Origin of the sequence: Brachybacterium sp. EE-P12, from assembly GCF_003711805.1 — a bacterium.
GTDB lineage: Bacteria > Actinomycetota > Actinomycetes > Actinomycetales > Dermabacteraceae > Brachybacterium.
In genome coordinates, this window is sequence record NZ_QXCP01000007.1 from 13,144 (window position 1) to 34,465 (window position 21,322).

18 protein-coding genes and 1 other RNA gene are annotated in these 21,322 nt (G+C 71.3%); 9 read left to right on the plus strand and 10 right to left on the minus strand.

Translation table 11 applies throughout. From position 1 onward, the window contains the following. Positions 1-127: 127 nt before the first annotated feature. Together D1648_RS11425 and D1648_RS11430 are read right to left on the minus strand one after the other, a co-directional pair. Complete coding sequence (locus tag D1648_RS11425; RefSeq protein ID WP_241155465.1) at positions 128-1,936, minus strand: DEAD/DEAH box helicase; 1,809 nt, start codon at positions 1,934-1,936, stop codon at positions 128-130. A gap of 200 nt (positions 1,937-2,136) precedes the next feature. Continuing rightward, positions 2,137-2,499, minus strand: a complete 363-nt coding sequence (locus D1648_RS11430; RefSeq protein WP_122941930.1) for a DUF3039 domain-containing protein — start codon at positions 2,497-2,499, stop codon at positions 2,137-2,139. A 101-nt stretch (positions 2,500-2,600) separates the two neighbouring features. Between D1648_RS11430 and D1648_RS11435 the strand changes: the two genes are divergently transcribed. Continuing rightward, positions 2,601-3,065, plus strand: a complete 465-nt coding sequence (locus tag D1648_RS11435) for a VanZ family protein (protein WP_122941933.1) — start codon at positions 2,601-2,603, stop codon at positions 3,063-3,065. Between the two features lie 284 nt (positions 3,066-3,349). Here D1648_RS11435 and D1648_RS11440 read toward each other — a convergent pair whose 3' ends face one another. Next, a complete protein-coding gene (locus D1648_RS11440) occupies positions 3,350-4,807 on the minus strand; it encodes an NAD-dependent malic enzyme (protein ID WP_122941935.1) in 1,458 nt (485 codons plus the stop codon). 147 nt (positions 4,808-4,954) lie between these two features. On the opposite strand from D1648_RS11440, the gene D1648_RS11445 reads away from it, so the two are divergent. Beyond that, positions 4,955-5,143, plus strand: coding sequence for a hypothetical protein (locus tag D1648_RS11445; protein WP_126281991.1), 189 nt, complete (start codon positions 4,955-4,957; stop codon positions 5,141-5,143). Positions 5,144-5,246: 103 nt separating this feature from the next. Further along, positions 5,247-5,561, plus strand: coding sequence for a hypothetical protein (locus D1648_RS11450; RefSeq protein WP_126281992.1), 315 nt, complete (start codon positions 5,247-5,249; stop codon positions 5,559-5,561). A gap of 64 nt (positions 5,562-5,625) precedes the next feature. On the opposite strand, the gene D1648_RS11455 is transcribed toward D1648_RS11450, so the two are convergent. The 3 genes from D1648_RS11455 to hrpA all read right to left on the minus strand — a co-directional run bounded on the left by D1648_RS11455 (position 5,626) and on the right by hrpA (position 11,077). Continuing rightward, on the minus strand, positions 5,626-6,117 hold the full coding sequence (locus D1648_RS11455; RefSeq protein WP_122941941.1) for a hypothetical protein: 492 nt from the start codon (positions 6,115-6,117) through the stop codon (positions 5,626-5,628). An 83-nt stretch (positions 6,118-6,200) separates the two neighbouring features. After that, positions 6,201-6,803: a hypothetical protein gene (locus D1648_RS11460; RefSeq protein ID WP_122941943.1), complete on the minus strand. Its 603-nt coding sequence runs from the start codon at positions 6,801-6,803 to the stop codon at positions 6,201-6,203. A gap of 359 nt (positions 6,804-7,162) precedes the next feature. Beyond that, complete coding sequence (gene hrpA / locus D1648_RS11465; protein ID WP_122941946.1) at positions 7,163-11,077, minus strand: ATP-dependent RNA helicase HrpA; 3,915 nt, start codon at positions 11,075-11,077, stop codon at positions 7,163-7,165. A 230-nt stretch (positions 11,078-11,307) separates the two neighbouring features. On the opposite strand from hrpA, the gene D1648_RS11470 reads away from it, so the two are divergent. Further along, entirely contained in the window at positions 11,308-11,835 is a 528-nt protein-coding gene (locus D1648_RS11470) for a hypothetical protein (RefSeq protein WP_122941948.1), read from the plus strand. Positions 11,836-11,892: 57 nt separating this feature from the next. Here D1648_RS11470 and D1648_RS11475 read toward each other — a convergent pair whose 3' ends face one another. Beyond that, positions 11,893-12,855, minus strand: coding sequence for a phosphotransferase (locus D1648_RS11475; protein ID WP_122941950.1), 963 nt, complete (start codon positions 12,853-12,855; stop codon positions 11,893-11,895). Positions 12,856-13,050: 195 nt separating this feature from the next. On the opposite strand from D1648_RS11475, the gene D1648_RS11480 reads away from it, so the two are divergent. From D1648_RS11480 to D1648_RS11495, 4 genes are all read left to right on the plus strand, one after another. Further along, the gene (locus D1648_RS11480) at positions 13,051-15,078 is read left to right on the plus strand and encodes a glycoside hydrolase family 3 N-terminal domain-containing protein (RefSeq protein ID WP_122941952.1); all 2,028 of its coding nucleotides are present in this window, start codon (positions 13,051-13,053) and stop codon (positions 15,076-15,078) included. 226 nt (positions 15,079-15,304) lie between these two features. Further along, the gene (locus D1648_RS11485) at positions 15,305-16,192 is read left to right on the plus strand and encodes an ABC transporter permease (protein ID WP_164518694.1); all 888 of its coding nucleotides are present in this window, start codon (positions 15,305-15,307) and stop codon (positions 16,190-16,192) included. Between the two features lie 17 nt (positions 16,193-16,209). Then, complete coding sequence (locus tag D1648_RS11490; protein ID WP_122942035.1) at positions 16,210-17,238, plus strand: ABC transporter substrate-binding protein; 1,029 nt, start codon at positions 16,210-16,212, stop codon at positions 17,236-17,238. 47 nt (positions 17,239-17,285) lie between these two features. Next, positions 17,286-18,104, plus strand: coding sequence for an ABC transporter ATP-binding protein (locus tag D1648_RS11495; protein WP_122941954.1), 819 nt, complete (start codon positions 17,286-17,288; stop codon positions 18,102-18,104). Positions 18,105-18,186: 82 nt separating this feature from the next. On the opposite strand, the gene ssrA is transcribed toward D1648_RS11495, so the two are convergent. Further along, positions 18,187-18,557, minus strand: a transfer-messenger RNA (tmRNA) gene (gene ssrA, locus D1648_RS11500). A gap of 210 nt (positions 18,558-18,767) precedes the next feature. On the opposite strand from ssrA, the gene D1648_RS11505 reads away from it, so the two are divergent. Continuing rightward, the gene (locus tag D1648_RS11505; RefSeq protein WP_164518695.1) at positions 18,768-19,340 is read left to right on the plus strand and encodes a hypothetical protein; all 573 of its coding nucleotides are present in this window, start codon (positions 18,768-18,770) and stop codon (positions 19,338-19,340) included. 16 nt (positions 19,341-19,356) lie between these two features. Here D1648_RS11505 and smpB read toward each other — a convergent pair whose 3' ends face one another. Beyond that, a complete protein-coding gene (smpB, locus tag D1648_RS11510; RefSeq protein WP_122941956.1) occupies positions 19,357-19,863 on the minus strand; it encodes an SsrA-binding protein SmpB in 507 nt (168 codons plus the stop codon). A 131-nt stretch (positions 19,864-19,994) separates the two neighbouring features. After that, positions 19,995-21,320 (minus strand): murein hydrolase activator EnvC, encoded by a 1,326-nt coding sequence (locus D1648_RS11515; RefSeq protein ID WP_122941958.1) that lies wholly within the window; start codon positions 21,318-21,320, stop codon positions 19,995-19,997. Between the last annotated feature and the right edge of the window lie 2 nt (positions 21,321-21,322).

Genomic DNA, 21,322 nt, shown 5'->3' on the forward strand with positions numbered 1-21,322 from the left:
GTACGGCGATATATCCGTAGTGGGACGCCAGACGCCAGCACCTGACCATCACCCGCGCCGAAGGGGTGGAGACGTGCCCGCGTCCGAGAGGGTGCTGGAGCCAGAACGGCACAGGGCCGGGGCGGGGTCAGCGACGGCCGACGAACCAGCCGCGCACGATCGCGATCCGCTCCTCGATCTGCTCGGCGCTGGCCTGCGCGACGGCGGGCCCGCCGCTGCGGGAGCGCAGCGTGTTGTGGACCGCGCCGTGCGGGGTGCCGGACTTCTTCGCCCACGCGGAGACCAGGGAGCTGAGCTCCTTGCGCAGGTCCATGAGGCGGCGATGGTCGACCACGCCGGGGGTCGTCGGCGAGGAGCCCGCGCCGCTCTTCTGACGTCGGGCCTGCTGCTGGGCCTGCTGCTGCTGGAGCACCACGCGCATCTGGTCGGCGTCCAGCAGACCGGGGATCCCGAGGAACTCCTGCTCGTCCTCGGAGCCGATCATGCCGCCGGCGCCATACTCGCCGCCGTCGAACAGGACCCGGTCGAAGGACGCCTCGGACTCGAGCGCCTCGAAGCTCATCTCGAGCTGATCGCTGGCCTGCTCGGGGCGGTTGGCCTGCTCGATCAGGGACTCGTCGAGGCCGGTCTCCTCGTCCCCGGCGGCCGGGCGCAGGTCCAGCACGTGGTCGCGCTCGGCCTCGAGCTCCGCCGCGTGGGCCATCAGGATCGGGACGGTCGGCAGGAAGACGCTCGCGGTCTCGCCGCGGGTCCGGGAGCGCACGAAGCGGCCCACGGCCTGGGCGAAGAACATCGGGGTCGCGGTCGAGGTCGCGTAGACGCCGACGGACAGCCGCGGCACGTCCACACCCTCGGACACCATGCGCACCGCGACCATCCAGCGGTCGGTCGAGGCGGAGAAGTCCTCGATGCGCTTACCGGCGCCGACGTCGTCCGAGAGCACCACCGTCGGCGCCTCCCCGCAGATGTCCTGGAGCGTCGCGGCGTAGGCCCGGGCGGCCTTCTGATCGGTCGCGATGACCAGGCCGCCGGCATCGGGGACGTGGCGGCGCACCTCGGTCAGGCGACGGTCGGCGGCCGAGAGCACCGACTGCATCCACTCGCCGCTGGGGTCCAGGGCGGTGCGCCAGGCCTGCTGGGTGATGTCCTTGGTCTCGAGCGCGCCGAGCTGGGCGGAGACCTCGTCACCGGTCTTGGTGCGCCAGTGCATCCGCCCGGAGTAGGTCATGAACAGCACGGGGCGCACCACGTGGTCGCGCAGCGCCTCGCCGTAGCCGTAGGTGTAGTCCGCCTTCGAGCGGGAGAACCCCTCGCCGTCCTCCTCGTAGGTGACGAAGGGGATCTTGGAGGAGTCCGAGCGGAACGGGGTGCCGGTCAGGGCGAGTCGGCGCGTCGCCGGGTCGAAGGCGTCGCGGACGCCGTCGCCCCAGGTGAGGGAGTCGCCGGCGTGGTGGATCTCGTCGAGGATCACGAGCGTGCGGTCGGCCTCGGTGCGGGCGCGGTGCAGCGCCGGATGCATGCCCACCTGCGCATAGGTGAGGGCGACGCCCTGGTAGTGGGAGCCGTGGGCACCCTGGGAGTTGGTGAAGTTCGGGTCCAGGGAGATGCCCACGCGCGCGGCGGCGTCGGCCCACTGGGTCTTCAGATGCTCGGTGGGGGCGACGACGGTGACCCGTCGGACCGTCCCCTCGGACAGCAGCCCGGCGGCGATCTGGAGGGCGAAGGTCGTCTTGCCCGCGCCGGGCGTCGCGACGGCCAGGAAGTCCTTCGGGGCGCGGGTGCGATACAGCTCGAGAGCCTCCGCCTGCCAGGCACGGAGCTTGGGGACCGTGCCCCAGGCTGCCCGCTCGGGATAGGCGACGGGGAGCGTCCTCGCGGCCGCCTCGGAGGGCTGGCGCGGGTCGCTCTGGGAGAAGAGGGAAGGAGTGGTGTTCACGGCGAGGACCACCGTACAACCGGGGACCGACGACCCGCCGATGCGGCCGATGTGAGGAAGTCGCCTGGTGTGTCGCGGGACGGAGCCGTGCGTGCAGCGAAGGTGGGGCCCGGCCCGGCGCGCGGGCGGGACGCGACGCAGCGGTCCTGCCCATGGCCGCGAGCGTACAGGTCAGCGCATGGCCCGCACGGGGCGAGGGCTCAGCGGCGCCCGCCGAAGAAGCCGCGGAAGCCGCCGCCGCGGCCCGAGCCTCCCTTGCCGTCGCCGCCGTCGTCCGGGTCGCGCATCCTCTCGTAGATCTCCTTGCACTCCGGGCACACCGGGTACTTGTCGGGGTCGCGGCCGGGCACCCACACCTTGCCGCACAGCGCGATCACCGGGGTGCCGCCGAGGGCGGCCTGGGTGACCTTGTCCTTGCGCACGTAGTGGGCGAACCGGTCGTGGTCGCCGTCGTCGGTGGTGCTCTCCTGCTCCTGGACCTGACGGTCCATGACAGCGGTGGGCGCCGCCCCCGGGTCGTCGCTGTAGGGATCCATCCGGGACGGGTCGGACGTGGAGGACATGGCGGCCTCCCTCGCTTTCTTCCTCGGTCGCGTGCGTGCTCGTCGAAGCCTAGCGGCCCCGCCTCCACGAGGACAGGTCCGGCACCTGGGACACTTCCCCCATGGATGCCGTCGCCGAGTACCTCCGCCGGGTCCCCGCCGAGATCACGCGGGCGGGCGGCTCGCTGCCCTGGCGCGCCGGACTGCTGGGCCTCGCGCTGCTGGTGAACATCGGCTTCTATCTGCCGCTGTCCCCGGGCGGCCTCGCCCTGCCGGGCCTGGACAAGGCCGTGCACCTGCTGGTGTTCGCGCTGACGGTCTTCGCCGCGGGGCGTCTCCTCGCGCCGCGGCGCCGGTTCCCGATCGGCTGGATCGTGCTCGTCGCGCTCGTCCACGCCGTCGTGATCGAGCTCGTGCAGCTCCTGGCGATCCCCGGCCGCTCCGGGGACGCGCTGGACGTGCTCTTCGACGTGGTCGGGATCGCGCTCGGCCTGGTGGCGTGGGCCGGGGAGCGGGTGCTGCGCCGCGCCGCGACGGAGCGCGAGGTGGAGCCGGCCGCTCCCCCGCTCGAGCAGACGCACCGCTGAGCAGGCCCGCTGCCCGCTGCCCGCTGCCCACTGCCCGCTGCCCGCTGCCTGCTGCCCGCTGCCCGCTGCCCGCTGCCCGCTGGCCGCTGGCCACTGCCCGCGAGTGTGCGATTCTGAGCCACATGCGGGCCGAATGTGGCTCAGAATCGCACACTCGCGGAGCGGGGGCCGAGGAGCGCAGGCCGAGGAGCGAGGGCCGAGGAGCGGTGGCCGAGGAGCGGGGGCCGAGGACCGCAGGCCGAGGAGCGAGGGTGCGGCGGTGGGCCCGGCCGCGAACGGCGGGCTCAGCCGTCCAGGGTGATCTCGTCGGCGTAGACCGCGGCCATCGTCCCGGTGATCGTGTCGACGGTGCCGGCGTCCTCGCGGGCGACCTGCTCGACGGCGCTCGCGACCGCCTTGGTCACCCCGTCGTGGAAGACGCTGGGGACGATGTAGGTGGGGTTCAGCTCCTCGGGCGTGACCACATCGGCCAGGGCCTTCGCCGCGGCCAGCAGCATCCTGTCGGTGACCCTCGTGGCGTGCGCGTCCAGCAGGCCGCGGAACACGCCGGGGAAGGCGAGGACGTTGTTGATCTGGTTGGCGAAGTCGCTGCGGCCGGTGGCGACGACCTCGGCGTGCTTGACCGCCTCGGCCGGGTCGATCTCCGGGGTCGGGTTCGCCATCGCGAACACGATCGAGCGCTCCGCCATCGTCGCGACGTCGTCGGCGGTGAGGATGTCCCCGGCGCTGACCCCGATGAACACGTCCGCCCCCGCGACGGCGTCCTGGAGGGTGCCGGTGAGCTGGCGGGGGTTCGTGACCTCGGCGATCCAGGGCAGGCGGCCCTCGAGCTGCTCGCGCTGCTCGTGGACGATGCCGTCGATGTCGGTGACGATGATGTCGCGGGCTCCCGCGGCGCGCAGCAGGCGCAGGATCGCCGTGCCCGCGGCGCCCGCGCCGGAGAGCACGATGCGGGCGGTGGAGATGTCCTTCTCGACCACGCGCAGGGCGTTGCGCAGCGCGGCGACGACGACGATCGCGGTGCCGTGCTGATCGTCGTGGAAGACGGGGATGTCCAGCTCGGCGCGCAGGCGGTCCTCGATCTCGAAGCAGCGCGGGGCCGAGATGTCCTCGAGGTTGATGCCGGCGAAGACGGGGGCGATCGCCTTGACGTGGGCGACGATGTCGTCGACCGAGTGGGAGTCCAGGCAGATAGGGAACGCGTCGATGTCCGCGAAGCGCTTGAAGAGAGCGGCCTTGCCCTCCATGACCGGCATCGCGGCGAGCGGCCCGAGATCGCCCAGGCCCAGGATCGCGGAGCCGTCGGTGACGACGGCGACGGTGTTGCGCTTGATGGTCAGGCGCCGCGCGTCCTCGGGGTTCTCGGCGATCGCCTTGACGACGCGGGCGACGCCCGGGGTGTAGATCATCGAGAGGTCGTCGCGATGACGGATCGGGAGCTTCGACTCGACGGTGAGCTTGCCTCCCAGGTGCGCGAGGAAGGTGCGGTCGGAGACCTTGCCGAGCTCCACTCCCTCCAGGCCCTTGAGCGCCTCGACGACCTCCATCGCGTGATCGTGCCCGCCGGTGAGGACGGTGATGTCCGCCCGCATCCGCTCGGGTCCGGAGGCGGAGACGTCCAGCGCGGTGACCGTCGCACCGTGCTCTTCGATCCGTCCCGTGATGTCGCTGACCGCGGCGCTGCGGGCGGCGAACTCCAGGCGGACGGTGATGGAGTAGCTGACGGATGGCATCGGTGACATGCGACACAGCCTAGCGAGGCACGGACCCTGCGGACGACACGACGCGGCACGGCCGGCACGTGAGCGTTCACGGCTCCGGCCGGGCGAGGGCGGTCCCTCTCCGGTCGATGGGGAGTTCTGCCGATGGCGCCCGCGAGGGAACCCTGGTTGAGTGATCCCCGGGGGGCGGACACCGCGCAGCTGCTGGAGCAGGCCCGCGCCCTGCGGACCGGCGACGAGCGCGTCACCGCGGTGCGCGAGGCGCTCGAGACGACCGTCGCCGCAGCGGCGTGGACCGGTCCGGACGCCGCCGACTTCCGCGAGACCTGGCGGGCCTGCAGCGCGCAGCCATCCTGACCAATCCGCACGGCTCGAACTCGAGCAGCGTCCAGGAGGTCAGGGTGGATCCGGAGGACCCGATGTTCGCCAACGACATCGTCATGACCGGGATCGGAGAATCATGAGCACGCACAGCACACCCGCCGACGGCCCGTCGGACGCCCACGACCGGACGGCCCCTCCCCCGGAGGAGACCATGGTGGAACAAGCCGGTCAGATCAGGATCGGCGATGCGGTGCTCGTCGTCCACCGGACGCTCGCGGACGAGCACTCGGCCTACGTCGTGCTGCGCGGACGCGATGGTGGGGACGTGTTCGACCTGGCCGCCCGTCCCGGGCAGGCGATCGAGGTGCCGGGGGCCGGAGCGGTGCTCGTGGCCGGGGTGCGCGCCTCCACGCGCGAACGACGCGGCGCGGTCCTGCTGCGGCCTCTGTGAGCGGGGGCCGGACCGCCCGAGGGCCGGACAGCGGCCGCTATGGCCCGAGTCCGACGGACCGCGCTCACCGGCCCTCGCAGGCCTCCGCGCTCACAGGCGCCCCCGCGATCCGCACGACCCCCGTCCCGCCGAGGCTCAGCTCTGCGCCGTGCTCGTCCTCGACGACCGCCATCAGCACCGCCCCCTGCCGCTCGGGCGCGTCGACGGACTCGAAGCCGTGCTCGACGAGCACGGGATCGAGGACGTCCAGGACCGCGTCCCAGTTCTCCTCCTCGGCGAGGTCCGCACCGAGCGTCTCGGCCTCGTAGCTGCCGGGGGTGTAGGCGCACACGCCGTCGACCAGCTCGAGGGACCGGGTCGCAGGAGCGTGGACCAGGTGATGACCCAGCGGCTCGAGTGCCTCCTGCACGTCGGCGACGACCTCGTCGTAGTGGGCCTCTGCGTCCTGGGCGTCGAGCTCCTGGGGCGTGCCGCAGGCGACGACGAGCAGGGAGAGGGCCAGGGCCGTGCCGACCCCCCGCACGGTGCGGGCGTGGGCTGGGGGTCGGGTCGTCATGGATCTCCGCTCGTCCGGGGCGGCGCGTCCTCGCCGCCGGCACCGAGTCTCTCAGATCAGGCCCGGCACGGCCCCTGACGGGGTCAGTCCGTGTACGGGGAGACGTCCTCGGCGTAGCGGTCCCAGAGGGTGCGGGCGGCCGGGATCTGCTCGGCGTAGCGCTCGGGGTGGGCGGAGATCTGCACGGCCTGGGCGGCCTCGCCCGGCTCCCGGTCGTGGTAGTCGGGGGCGAGGTCCAGCAGGCCCGGGGCCTCCGAGTGGTCGCCCAGGCCCAGGAAGGCGTCGATCGCGCGCTTCTTGTGGCGCACCTCGTCGTAGCTGCCCCATCCCATCGAGGGGCGCTGCTGGAACAGGCCGCCGGAGTCGTGGTCCACGGCGGGCTCGTAGTTGCGCAGCCAGGACTCCACTATCGCGGTGGCGAGCGTGATGATCGCGGCCTCCTCGTCGAGCTCGTGCCCCTTGATCACGGCGATGATGAACTTCGCGTTGTCGACCTGCCAGTCGTCCATCGCGTCCAGGAGGAATCCCTCACGGGTCTCGTCGCGGGTCATGAACTCCTCGGTCCATCCCTCCTCGGCGCGGGCCGAGGGGGCGAGGGTGCCGAGCCCGGCCAGGGCGGTGGCGCCGAACATGCCGGCGAGCAGCAGGTGGCGCCGGGAGAGGGCGGCGGTCGAGGTGGCGGGCATCAGACGTCCTTCGGTGCAGGGGGCTCCGGGCGCTTCGCTCTCCCGGGGCAGGGCGTCGACAACGTAACGACGCCCCCGGGACCGTGTGAACCCCCTCCGATCGGCGCTGACACCGCTGCGACCTGCGGTTTGATCGGGACATGACCTCGTCATGACAGTCCGTCGCGGAAGGGCCGACGGGGAGTCGCTCCCGGTCGCGGCGTCTCCTGGACGACTGTCCGGGGCTCAGGAGCGACGGCGCGGCGGGGGCGGAACATCCGCGCGGAGGGATTCGGTAAAGCTTTCGTGGGAGCGCGTGGAGGTGCCGCCAGAGGGGCGCAGGTCACGTCGAGGTCACGATGCGCTGGTCCGGGCCGGCCTCAGTCGCCGAGCGCGGCGATCGCCTTGCGGATCCTCTTGTCGGAGACGGTCTGCCTCGTGCCGAGGCTCTGGGCGAACAGGCTCACCCGCAGCTCCTCGAGCAGCCAGTCGATCTCGCGCGCCTCGGGCTCGGCCCGACGCCTCGCGGACAGCGCCGCCCTCTGCGTGGCCCAGTACTGCTCGAGATCACCGATCTGCCATGCGAGCTGCGCGTCCTTGCCCGGGTTCTCCGGGAGCTTCTCGAGCCGGTGCAGATCGGCCTGCAGGTAGCGGGTGAGGTCGCCGAGGTGGTCGATGCCGGTGCGGGAGATGAAGCCGTCGCCCAGCAGCGAGGCGGCGTGCTCGCGGATCTGGGTGAGGTGCGAGAGCACGGCGAGGGACGTGGCCCGGCCCAGCTCGCGCTGGAGCTTCGCGTTCACGGCGAGCGCAGCGGCGGCGTCCTTCACCGCGGCGGCGGCGAGCTCGTCGTGCCGGGCGCGCACCCGGTCCAGGAGCTGCTCGTACTCGGCGCGGGTGCGCACCTCGGCCCGCCCGGCCAGGTGCACCGTCGCCGCGCGGGAGGCGTCGGCCAGCAGCGCGGCGGTGGAGGCGTACTCGGAGCCCGAGACGGCGAGCTTGGTGGGGTTGGGCAGGGCGTTCAGCACGCGGGAGAGGTCCGCGTCGATCTCCCGGTCGATCAGCGCGATCACGCCCTCGCGATGGGCGAGGGCCTGCTCGTCGGCGGTGGCGAGGACGGCGAGGTCCACCCGCTCGAGCCGTCCGTCCTTCCCGCGACGGCCGACGAGCGCGGGATAGCCGGTGACCTTCAGCCCGCCGACGGTGGACTCGTGCAGCGTCGGCACGCCGTCGGCGGGGAAGGTGGGCAGGTCCCTGCGGGCGATGTCGGTGGACTGCGCGGAGACGGTGGTGTCCACGCGCTCCTTCAGCCGGGCCTTCAGCGTCTCGAGGTCGTCGCCCGCACCGACCTGGCGCCCCTTGTCGTCGACGACGCGGAAGTGCATCCGCAGGTGCGCGGGCAGCTTCGCGAGGTCGAACTCGGGGCCGTACAGCGGCAGGTCCTCGGGCACGCCGGGCAGGGCGACGAGCTCGTCGGCGACCGCCTCGACGAAGGGCTCCCCCGTCCCGGGGTCGTCGTCGTGCAGGGTCGCGGCGACGGCCTTGGCACGTTCGGGCGCGGGGACGAGGTGGCGGCGTATCGGTTTGGGCAGGGAACGGATCAGCTCCGTGACGAGCTCCTCGCGCATGCCGGGCACGAGCCAGTCGAAGCCGCGCGGCGCGAGGCGGTTCAGCACCGCGAGCGGGATGGTGGCGGTCACCCCGTCGGCCCCCTTCGCACCGACCTCCCCGAAGGAGTAGCTCAGCGGCAGGGTGATGTCCCCCTGCACCCAGGTGTCGGGGAAGTCGGCGCGGATCGCCTCGGTGACCTCCTCGTCGGCGGCGAGGAGGTCCTGCTCGGTGAGGGTGAGCAGGTCCGGGGTCTCGTGGCGGGCCTTCTTCCACCAGGAGTCGAAGTGACGCCCGGAGACGACCTCCTGCGGGATCCGCGCGTCGTAGAAGCTGAAGAGCTGCTCATCGGAGATCAGCAGGTCGCGACGGCGGGTCTTCGCCTCGAGCTCCTCGAGCCGGGCGATCAGGGCGCGGTTGTCGCGGAAGAAGTGGTGGCGGGTGCGCCAGTCCCCCTCGATCAGCGCGTTCTGGAGGAAGATGTCGCGCGCGGCCTCGGGGTCGATGCGGCCGTAGCCGACGACGCGGTCGGCGACCAGCGGCACCCCGTACAGGGTGACCTTCTCGTGCGCCATGGCGGAGGCGCGCTTGGAGGACCAGTGCGGAGCGGAGTGGGAGCGGCGGACGACGTGCGCTCCGGTCTCCTCGGCCCAGGCCGGGTCGATGCGGGCTGCGGTGCGACCCCACAGCCGGGAGGTCTCCACGAGCTCGGCGACCATCACGTAGTCGGGGCGCTTCCTCGCGAGCGCCGAGCCGGGCCAGATCGTGAAGCGGGCGCCGCGCGCGCCGGAGTACTCGCGGGTGCGCTCATCGAGCAGGCCGACGTGGCTGAGCAGCCCGGCCAGCAGCGACTGGTGGATCGCCTGCGGGGAGGCGTCGTTGTCGTTGCGGGTCAGCCCCGCGTCCTTGGCCATGTCGCGCAGCTGGGCGTGCAGGTCCCACCATTCGCGGATGCGGAGGTAGTGGAGGTGCTCGGAGCGCACCTCGCGGCGGAAGGCGCTCGAGGACAGCGCGTCCCGGCGTGCCTTCAGATGGTTCCACAGGTTGAGGAAGGCGAGGAAGTCGCTGGTCTCGTCCTCGAAGCGCCTGTGCTTCTCCTTGGCCTGCTGCTCCTGGCCGAGGGGGCGTTCGCGCGGGTCCTGGATGGACAGGGCGGCGACGATGATCAGCACCTCCCGCAGCGCGCCGAGGCGGTCGGCCTCGATGAGCATCCGTGCCATGCGCGGGTCCAGCGGGAAGCGGGCGAGGGTGCGGCCGACGCGCGTGAGACGGCGCCCGCCGGGGGCGCGGGGGTCGGACTCGAGGGCGCCGAGCTCGTCGAGCAGGCGCACGCCGTCGGTGATCGCGCGCGAGGCGGGCGGCTCGACGAAGGGGAAGGACTCCACGTCCCCCAGTCCCAGGCTCGTCATCAGCAGCACGACGGAGGCGAGGGAGGTGCGCAGGATCTCCGGCTCGGTGAACTCGGGCCGGCCCTCGAAGTCCTCCTCGGAGAACAGGCGGATCGCGATGCCGGGGGCGGTGCGGCCCGAGCGGCCGGAGCGCTGGTTCGCGCTGGCCTGGGAGATCGGCTCGATGGGCAGGCGCTGCACCTTGGTGCGCTGGGAGTAGCGGGAGATGCGCGCGAGCCCCGAGTCGATGACATAGGTGATGCCGGGGACGGTCAGGGACGTCTCGGCGACGTTGGTGGACAGGATGATGCGGCGGTAGGTGCCGGCCTTCGGCGGGGAGAAGATCTTCTGCTGATCCTGCGCGGAGAGCCGGCCGAACAGGGGCAGGACCTCGACGGGCAGAGCGGAGCGGCCGCGGGTGCCGCGGGCGAGATGTGCCTCGAGCGCGTCGGAGATCTCGCGGATCTCCCGCTCCCCGGGGAGGAAGACGAGCATGTCCCCGGGCCCCTCGGCGGCGAGCTCGTCGACCGCGTCGGTGACGGCCTGGGTGAGGTCGCGCTCGATGGAGTGGATGTCCTCCAGCTCGTCGTCCTCGTCCACCTCGGGCTCCAGCACGAGGGGCCGGTAGCGGATCTCGACGGGATAGGTGCGCCCGGAGACCTCGATGATCGGAGCGGGGCGCTTCTCGCCCGAGGGGAGAGCCTGTGCGAAGTGCTCGGCGAAGCGCTCGGGGTCGATCGTGGCGGAGGTGATGATGACCTTGAGGTCGGGGCGCTGCGGGAGGATCTGGCGGAGGTAGCCGAGGATCACGTCGATGTTCAGCGAGCGCTCGTGGGCCTCGTCGATGATGATCGCGTCGTAGCGCTCCAGCAGCCGGTCCCGGCCGATCTCGGCGAGCAGGATGCCGTCGGTCATGAGCTTCAGCCGGGTGCCGCGGGAAGTCTCCTTGGTGAAGCGGACCTGGTAGCCGACGGTCCCCTCCCCCAGCTTCTCGCCGAGCTCGGCGGCGATGCGCTGGGCGACGGAGCGTGCCGCGATGCGGCGCGGCTGGGTGTGGCCGATGATCCGGCCGTCCCGGCCGTAGCCCATCTCGAGCAGCATCTTCGGGATCTGGGTGGTCTTGCCGGAGCCGGTCGCGCCCGCGATGACGACGACCTGGTGCTCCGCGATCGCCTTCTGGATGTCCTCGCGGCGCTGGGAGACGGGCAGGTCCCCCGGGTAGGTGATCCGCGGGCCCGCTGCGGGGGTCTGCTCGGCGGGGCGCGGGGCGGCGAGTTCGGGGCGCGAGGAGGGCGTGGTCATGGCGGGGCCACTCTACGTGGCCGCTCCAAGGCCGTCGTGGGGATTCCGGCTCGGCGCGACGGGCGGCACAGAGGGCACGGCCCGGCGAGGACGCGGAGTGGGCGCGGCGGGGGCGCTGAGGGGGGCGCGGCGGGGGCGCGGCGCTGGGGAGGAACCGTCACGCCCTCCGCTGACCTCGGCGTTGTGGATGAGCGGCAGGTGCCGTCCTGCGCCGAGGCAGGATCCGTGCCATGAGATATCGGATCGGATTCTGGATCGGGCCCGCCCCCGTCGACGACGAGTCGGCCTGCGCGGACCTGCACACCCGCATGCACACCTCCGGGCAGTTCGTCGACTCGCCGGCCGCCGAGCAGCCGCCCTGCCCGCGGATCGCACGCTTCGCCGAGGCGGTGCTCGCCGAGTTCCCCGCGGACCCGCTCGACGACCGCTCGCCATGGAAGTACTCCGACACCGCCGAGGATGCGCTCGGGGAGACGTTCACGCCGGTGCTGCGCGGGCCGAACCGGCGGGTGATCGGGCGGCTCGCCCAGCTCGCCCACGAGCACGGGCTGCAGGCCTTCGACCTCGCCGCGCACCGGATCCTGCACGTGCAGGACGTGCTCGAGCACGAGGACGGGCCGCTGATGAGCGGCCCGCTGGGCGGCGGCTGGGACGAGCCGGAGAACTTCGCCTGCCGGGGTCCGGAGATCGCCCGCGAACGCCTGGGCCTCGCTCCGACCGATCACGTCCGCGCCGTGGCGGGAGCCGAGGAGGGCTGACGGCCGAGTGCGGGGGCGTCGTCGGGGTGTCCGGTGGCGGTGTCCGGGGGCGGCGGCTCAGGGTCTCGGGGCGCCGTCCTCGAGGAGGCGGCGACCGATCCGCCCCAGCTCGTGAGCGTCGGGATAGGCCAGGACGAGGGAGAGCGCCATGCGGCTCGCCCAGGCCCAGGCGCGGGCCTGCAGCGCCTCCCACGTCGCGTCGTCCTCGATCCCGATCCAGGCCGCGCGACGGCGGTAGGCCTCCAGCAGCGCGGCCGAGGGAGCATGCAGCAGCAGCGCGCCGAGATCGCTCGCGGGGTCGCCACGCGTGGTGTCGCCCCAGTCGATGAGCGTGGGCGGCTCCGCGCTCGTCGCCGGCGGGATCACCACGTTGCCGGGGTGGGGGTCCCCGTGCAGGAGCAGCTCCCGCCCCTGCCACGGCTCGGCCGCCAGTCCCGCTCGCCACCTCCGCTCGGCACGGCGGGCATCGGCCGTGAGGAGACGGGCGCGGTCCAGATCCGCCCGGAAGGCATCGGCGCGGGTCTCCAGCGGCACGCCGCGCACCGGATTCCTCCCGACCTCGGGAGCGGGGCCGGAGTGGATGGTCGCGAGCATCGCGGCGAGGTCCTCGGCGGCCTCCGCCTGCACCGCCCTGTCCGTCTCGGCGACGGTCGCGCCCTCGATCCACTCGACCACCACGGCGTCCTCCGCCGTGGCGATCACGCGGGGCAGACCCATCGGGAGGGAGGTCCCGAGCCCGCGCAGGCGGCGCAGCACCGTCACCTCGCGGCCCAGGAGCGCACGCGAGGCGCGGCGCCGGGCGACCCGGAGCACGAGCGGGCGCCCCTGGAGCGTCCCGATCGGCCACAGCACGTTGTCCCAGCCCTCCCCGAGGGGACGCTTCCCGATCGCCCAGCTGATCGCCTCGAGCTCGACCCCCTCCTCGGGGCGCAGCCGGGCGCACAGCAGCTCGATGCGACGCAGGTCCACGGGCAGGTCGGCAGGAGGGAGGGAGGGGGCGACTTCCGGCATGCCGGTCATCCCGCCACCGTACCGGGCGCCGCGGTGGCAGGAACGAGAACCGCCGGATCCGCGCACGCCCGGGCACCGGCACGGGCGGCAATCGGCGGGAAGTCCGGACAGGTCGCGCGCGGTGCTGAGTACGGTGACCGGCAGGCCGCCCGCACCCTGCCGAGGACGTCGGCGCGCCCTGCAGCCCACCACAGGAGGTCGTCGATGACACAGCAGGTCCCCCTCTCCAGCCGCATCAAGCAGATCATCGAGGTCGACGGATTGCGCTTCCGCGACCTCGACGGGGACGGCCAGCTCACCCCCTACGAGGACTGGCGCCTGAGCCCTGCCGAGCGCGCCGCGGACCTCGTGGCGCGGATGTCCCCGGACGAGAAGCTCGGGCTGATGGTCATCAGCTCCCGCCCCATGGGCATCTCGCAGCGGAACAAGGACCTCACCAGCCACGACGGTGCGCTGGACGAGCAGCACCTGCCGATCAAGCTCGACCCGCACACGAGCGCCGGCATTCCCTTCCAGGGCACCACCGAGATGATCCGCGGCATGCACATGCGGCACTTCATCATGCGCGAGGAGCCCACCGGCTCGCGGATCGCCACCTGGATCAACGCGATGAACGAGGTGGCGGAGGGGACCCGCTGGGGCATCCCGGTGATCGTCGCGGCGAACTCGAAGAACGAGACCGGCGGCTTCAAGATGGGCGGCACTCCCGAGGACCAGCCCTTCGCCCAGTGGCCGGGCACGCTGGGTCTCGCGGCGGCCGGGTCCCTGGAGGTGATCGAGTCCTTCGCCGCGCATTCGCGTCGGGAGTGGGTCGCCTCCGGCCTGCGCAAGGGCTACATGTACATGGCCGATGTGCTCACCGATCCGCGCTGGTTCCGCGGTCAGGGCACCCTCGGCGAGGACCCCGAGTTCGTCTCCCGCGCGATCGGCGCGCTCGTGCGCGGCTTCCAGGGTGCGGAGGGGCTGGAGCGGGACGGCGTCGCCCTGACCACGAAGCACTTCCCCGGCGGCGGCGCGCGCGAGAACGGCACCGACCCCCACTACGCCGAGGGTCGCTTCAACATCTACCCCACCCCCGGATCTCTCGAGGAGTACCACCTCCCGCCCTTCCAGGCCGCGATCGATGCGGGCACCTCCTCGGTGATACCCTGCTACGCGATCCCGTCGGATGAGAAGTCCTCCACCCCGCAGGGACGGGTGAGCGAGTTCGAGCAGGTCGGCTTCGCCTTCAACCGGGAGATCCTCGACCTGCTGCGACAGATGGGCCACCGCGGCTACATCAACTCCGACTCCGGCGTGCTCTCGAAGATGGCCTGGGGCGTCGAGGAGCTCACCACCGCCGAGCGCGTGGGCGCGGCCGTGATGGCCGGGACCGACATGTTCGCCGACACCAACGACGTCGACGCGGTGCGCGAGGCCTACGTCAAGGGGCTGTTCACCTCCCAGCGGCTCGACGAGGCGGCGACCCTGCTGCTCGAGGAGCTGTTCGCGCTGGGCCTGTTCGAGAACCCCTATGCGGATCCCGAGGAGGCCGACCGCGTGGTCGCGAACCCCGAGGCGACCGCCGCGGCCCTGGAGGCGCACCGCCGCTCCGTGGTGCTCGCGAAGAACCACGGCTCGGTGCTCCCGCTGCGCCCCGAGCAGCTCGCGGGCAAACGGGTCCATCTCGAGCTGTTCGCCAAGGACCTGCTGGTGAGGGACCTCGAGGCGCTGCGCCGACAGGTCGCCGCCGCGCATCCGGAGATCGACTTCACCACCGATCATCGCGGCGCGGACGTCGCGATCGTGCTGCTGGCCCCGTTCATCGGCAGCTACTTCGAGTTCGTGGGAATCGGGGACCTGGCGATCGACGACCACTCCCACGTGGACATCGCCAAGGTGCGGGAGATCCGCGCGAGCGTGGACACGATGGTCATCGCGCTGGACGCGAAGTTCCCCTGGCTGCTGGACGGCGTCGAGCCGCTCGCCGACGCGCTGCTGGTCGGCTTCGACACGGACCGCGGCGTGCTGGTCGACGCGGCGCTCGGCGAGTTCGCGCCGACGGGCCGCCTGCCGATCACCTTCCCGGCCGACGCCGCGGCGATCGCGGTCGACGAGGAGGGCCGCTGCGCCTCCCCGAACGACGTGCCCGGCTTCGCGAAGGAGCAGCACATGGACGGCCGCGCGTACGTGTACGTGGACGCCGACGGGAACCGGTACGAGCTGGGGCATGGGCTGAGCTACTCGGCCTGAGCTGCTCGGCCTGACCACCCGGCGGGGCCGTCGCACCGGCGGCGGGCCCCTTCGTCGGGTCCTCGGCATCCGACCGGGAGCGCAGGGCGACCACCGCACCGTCGGGGCCGAGCCGCGATCGTGAACCGCGATGCCGGCGGCCGCCTCCTCCCGGCCCGATTTGACCTTCGGACCACTGTGACCTAAATTGCACGGAAAGCGTTTCCCCAATGAAGTGGAGAACTCCGTGACCCAGTTGACCCGGGACTCGACGACCTCGTCCACCGATGCCTCTGCAGGCGCGTTGGCCAGGAGGTCCCCCGCCCCGAGAGCAGAGAGCGGCGTCCTGCGACTGTGGCGGAGCAGCTGGCGCGCCCTGGCCTTCCTGGCGGTCGCGGCGGTCGCCTGGTGGCTCGTGACCGCCCGGGGATGGGTCCAGCCGTACATCCTCCCCTCGCCCGGCGAGACCTTCGGCAACCTGGTCGAGTACACCCCCTACTTCCTCCAGCACACGTGGATCACCACCTACGAGACCGTCCTGGGATTCCTCATCGCCGTCGTGCTCGGGGAGCTGGTCGCGATCCTCATGGTCCGCTCGAAGAACCTCGAGCTGACGATCTACCCGATCATCCTCGTCGCGCAGGTCATCCCCAAGATCGCCATCGCTCCCCTGTTCGTGGTCTGGCTCGGATTCGGCATGGGGCCGAAGATCACCGTCGCCGTGCTGATGGCGTTCTTCCCCATCGTGATCTCCGGGCTGGCCGGACTGAGGTCGGTCGACCCCGAGATCCTGGACCTGGCCAAGACCATGGGGGCGAGCAAGATCAAGACCTTCGCCAAGATCCAGTTCCCCGCTTCGCTCCCCCAGCTGCTCTCCGGCATGAAGGTCGCTGCGACCCTCGCCGTCACCGGCGCGGTGGTCGGCGAGTTCGTCGGCGGCAACGAGGGCCTCGGATACGTGATCCTCCGGGCGAACGGCAACATGGACACCGCCACCCTGTTCGCGGCGCTCCTGATCATGTCCGCGATCGGCATCGTGCTCTTCGCGATCATCCAGCTTGCCGAGAACCTGCTCATCCCGTGGCACGCCTCGCGACGGTCCGACGGCAGCTCCGCAGTGGTGGCCCAGGCGTGAGCGAGAGGAGCATGATCATGGAACTCCACACCTCACGGCTCAGCCGGCGCCCCGCTCTCGCGGCCGCGGTGCTCGTACCGCTCGGCCTCGCCGCCTGCGGGAACCGCACGGTGACCCGAACCGATGGCAGCACGACCACCGTCCGCTTCATGCTCAACTGGTATCCCTACGGTGAGCATGCGCCGTTCTACTACGGAGCGGAACAGGGCATCTTCGAGGAGCACGGGATCGATCTGCGCATCGAACCCGGCCAGGGCGCCGCGAAGACGACCCAGGCCGTCGGAGCGGGAGAGGTGAACTTCGGCTGGGCGGACACTCCGGTGGTGCTCGGCAACATCGACAACGGGGTCGACGTGAAGAGCATCGGGGTCTTCCTCCAGACCACCCCGTCCGCCGTGCAGTTCTTCGCCGACTCGGGGATCGACTCGGCGGAGGACCTGGCCGGGCTCACCATCGCCACCTCGGCCGGGGACGCACCGACCACCACCTTCCCGCTGTTCCTCGAGGCCGCCGGCCTCGGCGCCGGCGAGGTGACCGAACAGAACATCGACCCAGCAGGGAAGAACTCGGCGCTGATCACCGGACAGGTGGACGCCCTCATCGGCTTCGCCCACGACCAGAGCCCGATCATCGCTGAGGCCAGCGGAAAGACGCTGGACTCGATCAGCTACGCGGACGTCGGGCTGAACTTCTTCAGCAACGGCCTGATCACGTCCGGCGCGCAGATCGCCGCCGATCGTGACATCGTCCAGGCGATGCTCGACGCCACGTCGAGGTCCTTCGCCGCCGCCCGTGAGGACCCGGAGGCCGCGGTCGCCGCGATGCGCGGCAAGGACCCGCAGATCGCGGAGCCGCACGTTCTGCTGGAGCAGTGGAACGGAACCATCGACCTGCTCACCACCGAGAACAGCACGAGCGACGTGCCCGGCACGAACACCGAACAGGACTGGGAGACCACCATCTCGATCCTCGCCGACGCGGAGATGATCGGCGCCGACGGGTCCCTCGAGGACTACGTGGACACCGGCTTCACACCGGCCACCTGAGCTCTCCGCTCCCCACCCCGCGCATCTGCCACAGACAAGGACACCCCATGAGCACCGGAACACTCTCACCAGGAACGCACGAGACCACCACCTCGACGCCCGCCGTCTCCGTCCGCGACGCCTCGGTCACCTTCAGCTCCCGCCGGAACACGGTCACGGCCCTGTCGAACGCGAACCTCGAGGTGACCCAGGGGGAGTTCATCTCCATCGTCGGCCCCTCCGGCTGCGGGAAGTCCACCCTCCTGAAGGTCGTCTCCGGCCTCAGCAGCTACTCCTCGGGCGAGGTGGAGATCAACGGCAGCCCGATCGACGGGCCGCGTCCGGACATCGGCTACGTGTTCCAGCGGCCCGCGCTGCTCGAATGGCGCAACGTGCGCCAGAACATCATGCTGCAGGCCGAGATGCGCGGACTCGACATGCAGGCGGCGAACGCACGGTGCGACGAGCTCATCGAGATGGTGGGACTGCAGGACTTCGAGAAATCGCTCCCCCACGAGCTGTCCGGGGGCATGCAGCAGCGCGTCGCCGTGTGCCGCGCGCTCCTGCACGATCCGGCGATCCTCCTGATGGACGAGCCGCTCGGCGCGCTCGACGCGCTGACCCGGGAGAAGATGAACGTCGAGCTGAACCGGATCTGGCGCGCGACGGGCACCACCGTCCTGTTCGTCACCCACTCGGTCGCGGAGGCCGTCTATCTCGCCAACCGCGTCGTGATCATGAGCCCACGTCCCGGACGCATCGTGGAGATCCAAGAGGTGGACCTCCCGGCGGAGCGAGAGTACGGCGCGACGATGGCCGATCCCGAGTTCAACCGAGTGGCGAACAGGGTCCGGGACCTGCTCGGCGCCCGCGGTACCCAGGAGTAGCAGAGGGCGCTGTCCACGCATGCGAAAAGCCCCCTCCCCCGCGCGTCAGCGCAGGTGAGGGGGCCTTTCTCGGTGAGTGCAATCGTGGAGCCGGCGGGAATCGAACCCGCGTCCGATAGTGCGGAGCGAGGACTTCTCCGGGCGCAGTTCGCAATGGCGTTTTCTCAGTCCCGACGCTCGTGCGAACGCGTCGTCGACGGACTCAGTCACTCTGAGGTGTTCACCCTTCCCCGGTGACCAGGGTCGGCAGCAGTGGCTCCTTTGATGATGGAACGATCCGGGTCAGGAGCACCCCCGGGGTTCCAGACTGCTAACGCTGATCAGGCAGCGAGAGCGAAGTCAGTGCGCTTGGGTTCGGCACTTATTGGTTTCCAGAGGACATTAACGAGATGACTCTGGGTTCTCGGCCCGCTTCCCCTCGCTGGACAGCTACCGTCGAAACCGATCGGCCCCTGGCGTGGGTACAGCACAGATATCGGCGACCTCGCAGGTCGCCCTTGCACTCACTCTTCTGTTCTCAAACACCCACTCGGCGCGGGTCTCCCCGCTCCGTGCCCCATCAGTCTAGCGCGCACGCCGCAGGATCTGAAGCGGATATCGCTCAGCCCACGGCGAAGCCGGCAGGGCTGGACCGTGCCCCCGCCCGCCGGGAGGATGGAGGGCATGTCCAGCTTCGACGCCCCAGGCGTCACGATCCACCTCGACGAGGAGACCCAGCGGGAGGTCGTCTCGGACCCCGAGGCGCTGCTGGCCTGGTGCCGGTCGCATCCTGCCGATCCGCGCACCGTCGCCTACCTGCGGATGCTGGGCCGGCTCGACGAGGCGGCGATCGCGGGCCGACAGGCGCTCGCCCAGGAGGTCAGCTCCCCGCTGATGCGAGCCGTGCGCCGCGCCCGCTACGCCCACGTGCTGCAGTGGCAGGGCGCCTTCGTCGCCGCGGAGGAGCAGCTGGACCTCGCCGCCGAGGAGAGCGGTCTCGAGGATCCCACCTCCCCCTCCTCGCTCAGCATCCTCGCCACCGTCTTCCAACACCGTGCGAAGTGCCGCTTCGAGCATGCTCTTGCCGAGCAGCGCGATCAGCGTCCGCTGGCCGCGGGGAGGCTGTGGGAGGCCGCGCTCGAGGACGCGCAGCGGGCGCTGTACATGCGGGAGCGGCTCGGGGTCGCCGAGGAGGACGTGATCGACTCGAGCCGACGGCTGGTGAGGCGTCTGGAGCGGCGCGACCTGGAGCGCTGAGCGCCTGAGCCGCGGCTCAGGCGAGCTCGCGGTGGCGGATGGCGCGCTGCGCCTCGCGCAGATCCTGCTTCTCCCGCAGCGTCTGGCGCTTGTCCCATTCCTTCTTGCCGCGGGCCAGGCCGATCTTGACCTTCGCGTGCGAGCCGAGGAAGTACATCTCCAGCGGCACGATCGTGAAGCCCTTCTCGCGGGACTTGCTGGCGAGCTTCACGATCTCCTGCTTGTGCATGAGCAGCTTGCGCTTGCGTCGCGCGGCGTGGTTCGTCCAGGTGCCCTTCACGTAAGGGGCGATGTGGGCGTTGTCCATCCACACCTCGCCGCCCTCGACGTAGCAGTAGCCGTCGATCAGGGAGGCGCCGCGGTCGCGCAGCGACTTGACCTCGGTGCCGGTCAGGACGATGCCCGCCTCCCAGGTCTGGTCGATGAAGTAGTCGTGCAGCGCCCGCTTGTTCGAGGCGATGAGCTTCTTCTGGGGTCCCTCGTTCGCGGCGGCCTTCTTCTTGTCGGCCTTCTTCGCGGACATGGGTCCTCCTTCTCTCCGTCACCGGATGCTGCACCGGGCGGCCGCGGTCGCGGCCGGACGCCCCAGCGTACGACGTGGCTGCCCAGGATGGCGACTGGTTTCTCCCCCGGCGCACATGCCGGGCTGCGGACTCAGAGGAACTTCGCGGGGTTGACGGCGTTGCCGTCCTCGTGGGTCTCGAAGTGCAGGTGGCAGCCGGTCGAGGAGCCGGTGGTGCCCACATAGCCGATCTTGTCGCCCGCCGAGACCTGATCGCCGACGGACTTCGCGAAGCCCTGCAGGTGGTGGTACGAGGTGGTGACCAGGTGGCCGTTCATCACGCCGTGGCTGAGGATGAGCTTGTTGCCCGCCCCGCTGTTGTGGGTGGTGGCGATCACGCGACCGGAGTGAGCGGCGCCGACGGGGACTCCGCAGGCGACGGGGAAGTCCACGCCGGCGTGCAGCTTCCGGGTGCCGTAGATCGGGTGCACGCGCCAGCCGAAGTTCGAGTTCAGCCGGGCGTCGACGGGATGGACCCAGCCGCCGCCGGTGTTCGCGGAGCCGGCGACGGGTGCGTTGCCGCCGCCGCTGCTCTTGTTCTGCTCGGCCTTCGCCTTGGCCTTCTCCTCGCGCTCGCGCTCCTGGCGGGCGAGCTCCTCGATCTCCTCGTCCAGGGTGGAGCTGCGCGTCTCGAGGGTCTTCTGATCGCCCTCGTACTTGGTCTTCTTCGTCTCGAGGGCGTCGCGCTGGGTCTTCTGCGTCTCGTAGAGGGAGTCGAGCTCCTCCTTGGCCTCGGTCGCCTTCTGCTCGGCGACGCGGGTGCGCTCGAGCGCCTCCTCCGCGTCGATCTTGAGCTGCTTGATCTCCTCGCGCACGGCCGTGAGGCGCTCGGCAGAGTTCTCGGTGACGGACTGGTCGGTGCGCAGGCTGTCCAGGCGGGTGCCCTGGGAGGCCATGGTCAGGCGGTAGTTCATGGAGCGGTCCACCGCGTCCTGCGGGGACCGGTTGCCGACGTAGACCGCCGCAGGGCTGGGCAGGCCGCCGCCCTTGTAGGCGGACAGCGCGACCGTGGCGAGCTCGTCGTCGCTGCGGTCCACCTCCTGCTGGCCCTCCTCGACCTCGCCGGAGAGGCGGCGCTCCTCGTCCTCCGCATCCGTGAGGCGCTCGCCGATCGCGCGGTCCTCCTCCTGCGCCTCCTCGAGCGCTGCCTGCGCGTCCTCGAGGTCCTGCTGTGCCTCCGGGATGAGCAGCTCGGTCTCGGCGAGCGCGAGATAGGTGTCGGCGAGCTCCTCGTTGACGTCGTCGAGCTGGATGCGCAGGTCCTCGAGCTGCTGTTCGACCTCGGCGCGCTCGGCGATCTTGTCGTCCTTGCTGCCCTCGGCGGAGGCCGGGGAGACGGGCCCGGCGAGCATCGGCGCGATCGCCATCGCGGCGGCGGCGATCAGGCACAGGGAGCGGCGGAGGCTTCTGACGGTCATGC

Coding starts and splice junctions, on each gene's coding strand:
- D1648_RS11430 (WP_122941930.1), bottom strand. CDS start 2,499: ATGTCCTCCACGTCCGACCCGTCCCGGATGGATCCCTACAGCGACGAC.
- D1648_RS11435 (WP_122941933.1), top strand. CDS start 2,601: ATGGATGCCGTCGCCGAGTACCTCCGCCGGGTCCCCGCCGAGATCACG.
- D1648_RS11440 (WP_122941935.1), bottom strand. CDS start 4,807: ATGTCACCGATGCCATCCGTCAGCTACTCCATCACCGTCCGCCTGGAG.
- D1648_RS11450 (WP_126281992.1), top strand. CDS start 5,247: ATGAGCACGCACAGCACACCCGCCGACGGCCCGTCGGACGCCCACGAC.
- D1648_RS11455 (WP_122941941.1), bottom strand. CDS start 6,117: ATGACGACCCGACCCCCAGCCCACGCCCGCACCGTGCGGGGGGTCGGC.
- D1648_RS11460 (WP_122941943.1), bottom strand. CDS start 6,803: ATGCCCGCCACCTCGACCGCCGCCCTCTCCCGGCGCCACCTGCTGCTC.
- hrpA (WP_122941946.1), bottom strand. CDS start 11,077: ATGACCACGCCCTCCTCGCGCCCCGAACTCGCCGCCCCGCGCCCCGCC.
- D1648_RS11470 (WP_122941948.1), top strand. CDS start 11,308: ATGAGATATCGGATCGGATTCTGGATCGGGCCCGCCCCCGTCGACGAC.
- D1648_RS11475 (WP_122941950.1), bottom strand. CDS start 12,855: ATGACCGGCATGCCGGAAGTCGCCCCCTCCCTCCCTCCTGCCGACCTG.
- D1648_RS11480 (WP_122941952.1), top strand. CDS start 13,051: ATGACACAGCAGGTCCCCCTCTCCAGCCGCATCAAGCAGATCATCGAG.
- D1648_RS11490 (WP_122942035.1), top strand. CDS start 16,210: ATGGAACTCCACACCTCACGGCTCAGCCGGCGCCCCGCTCTCGCGGCC.
- D1648_RS11495 (WP_122941954.1), top strand. CDS start 17,286: ATGAGCACCGGAACACTCTCACCAGGAACGCACGAGACCACCACCTCG.
- D1648_RS11505 (WP_164518695.1), top strand. CDS start 18,768: ATGTCCAGCTTCGACGCCCCAGGCGTCACGATCCACCTCGACGAGGAG.
- smpB (WP_122941956.1), bottom strand. CDS start 19,863: ATGTCCGCGAAGAAGGCCGACAAGAAGAAGGCCGCCGCGAACGAGGGA.
- D1648_RS11515 (WP_122941958.1), bottom strand. CDS start 21,320: ATGACCGTCAGAAGCCTCCGCCGCTCCCTGTGCCTGATCGCCGCCGCC.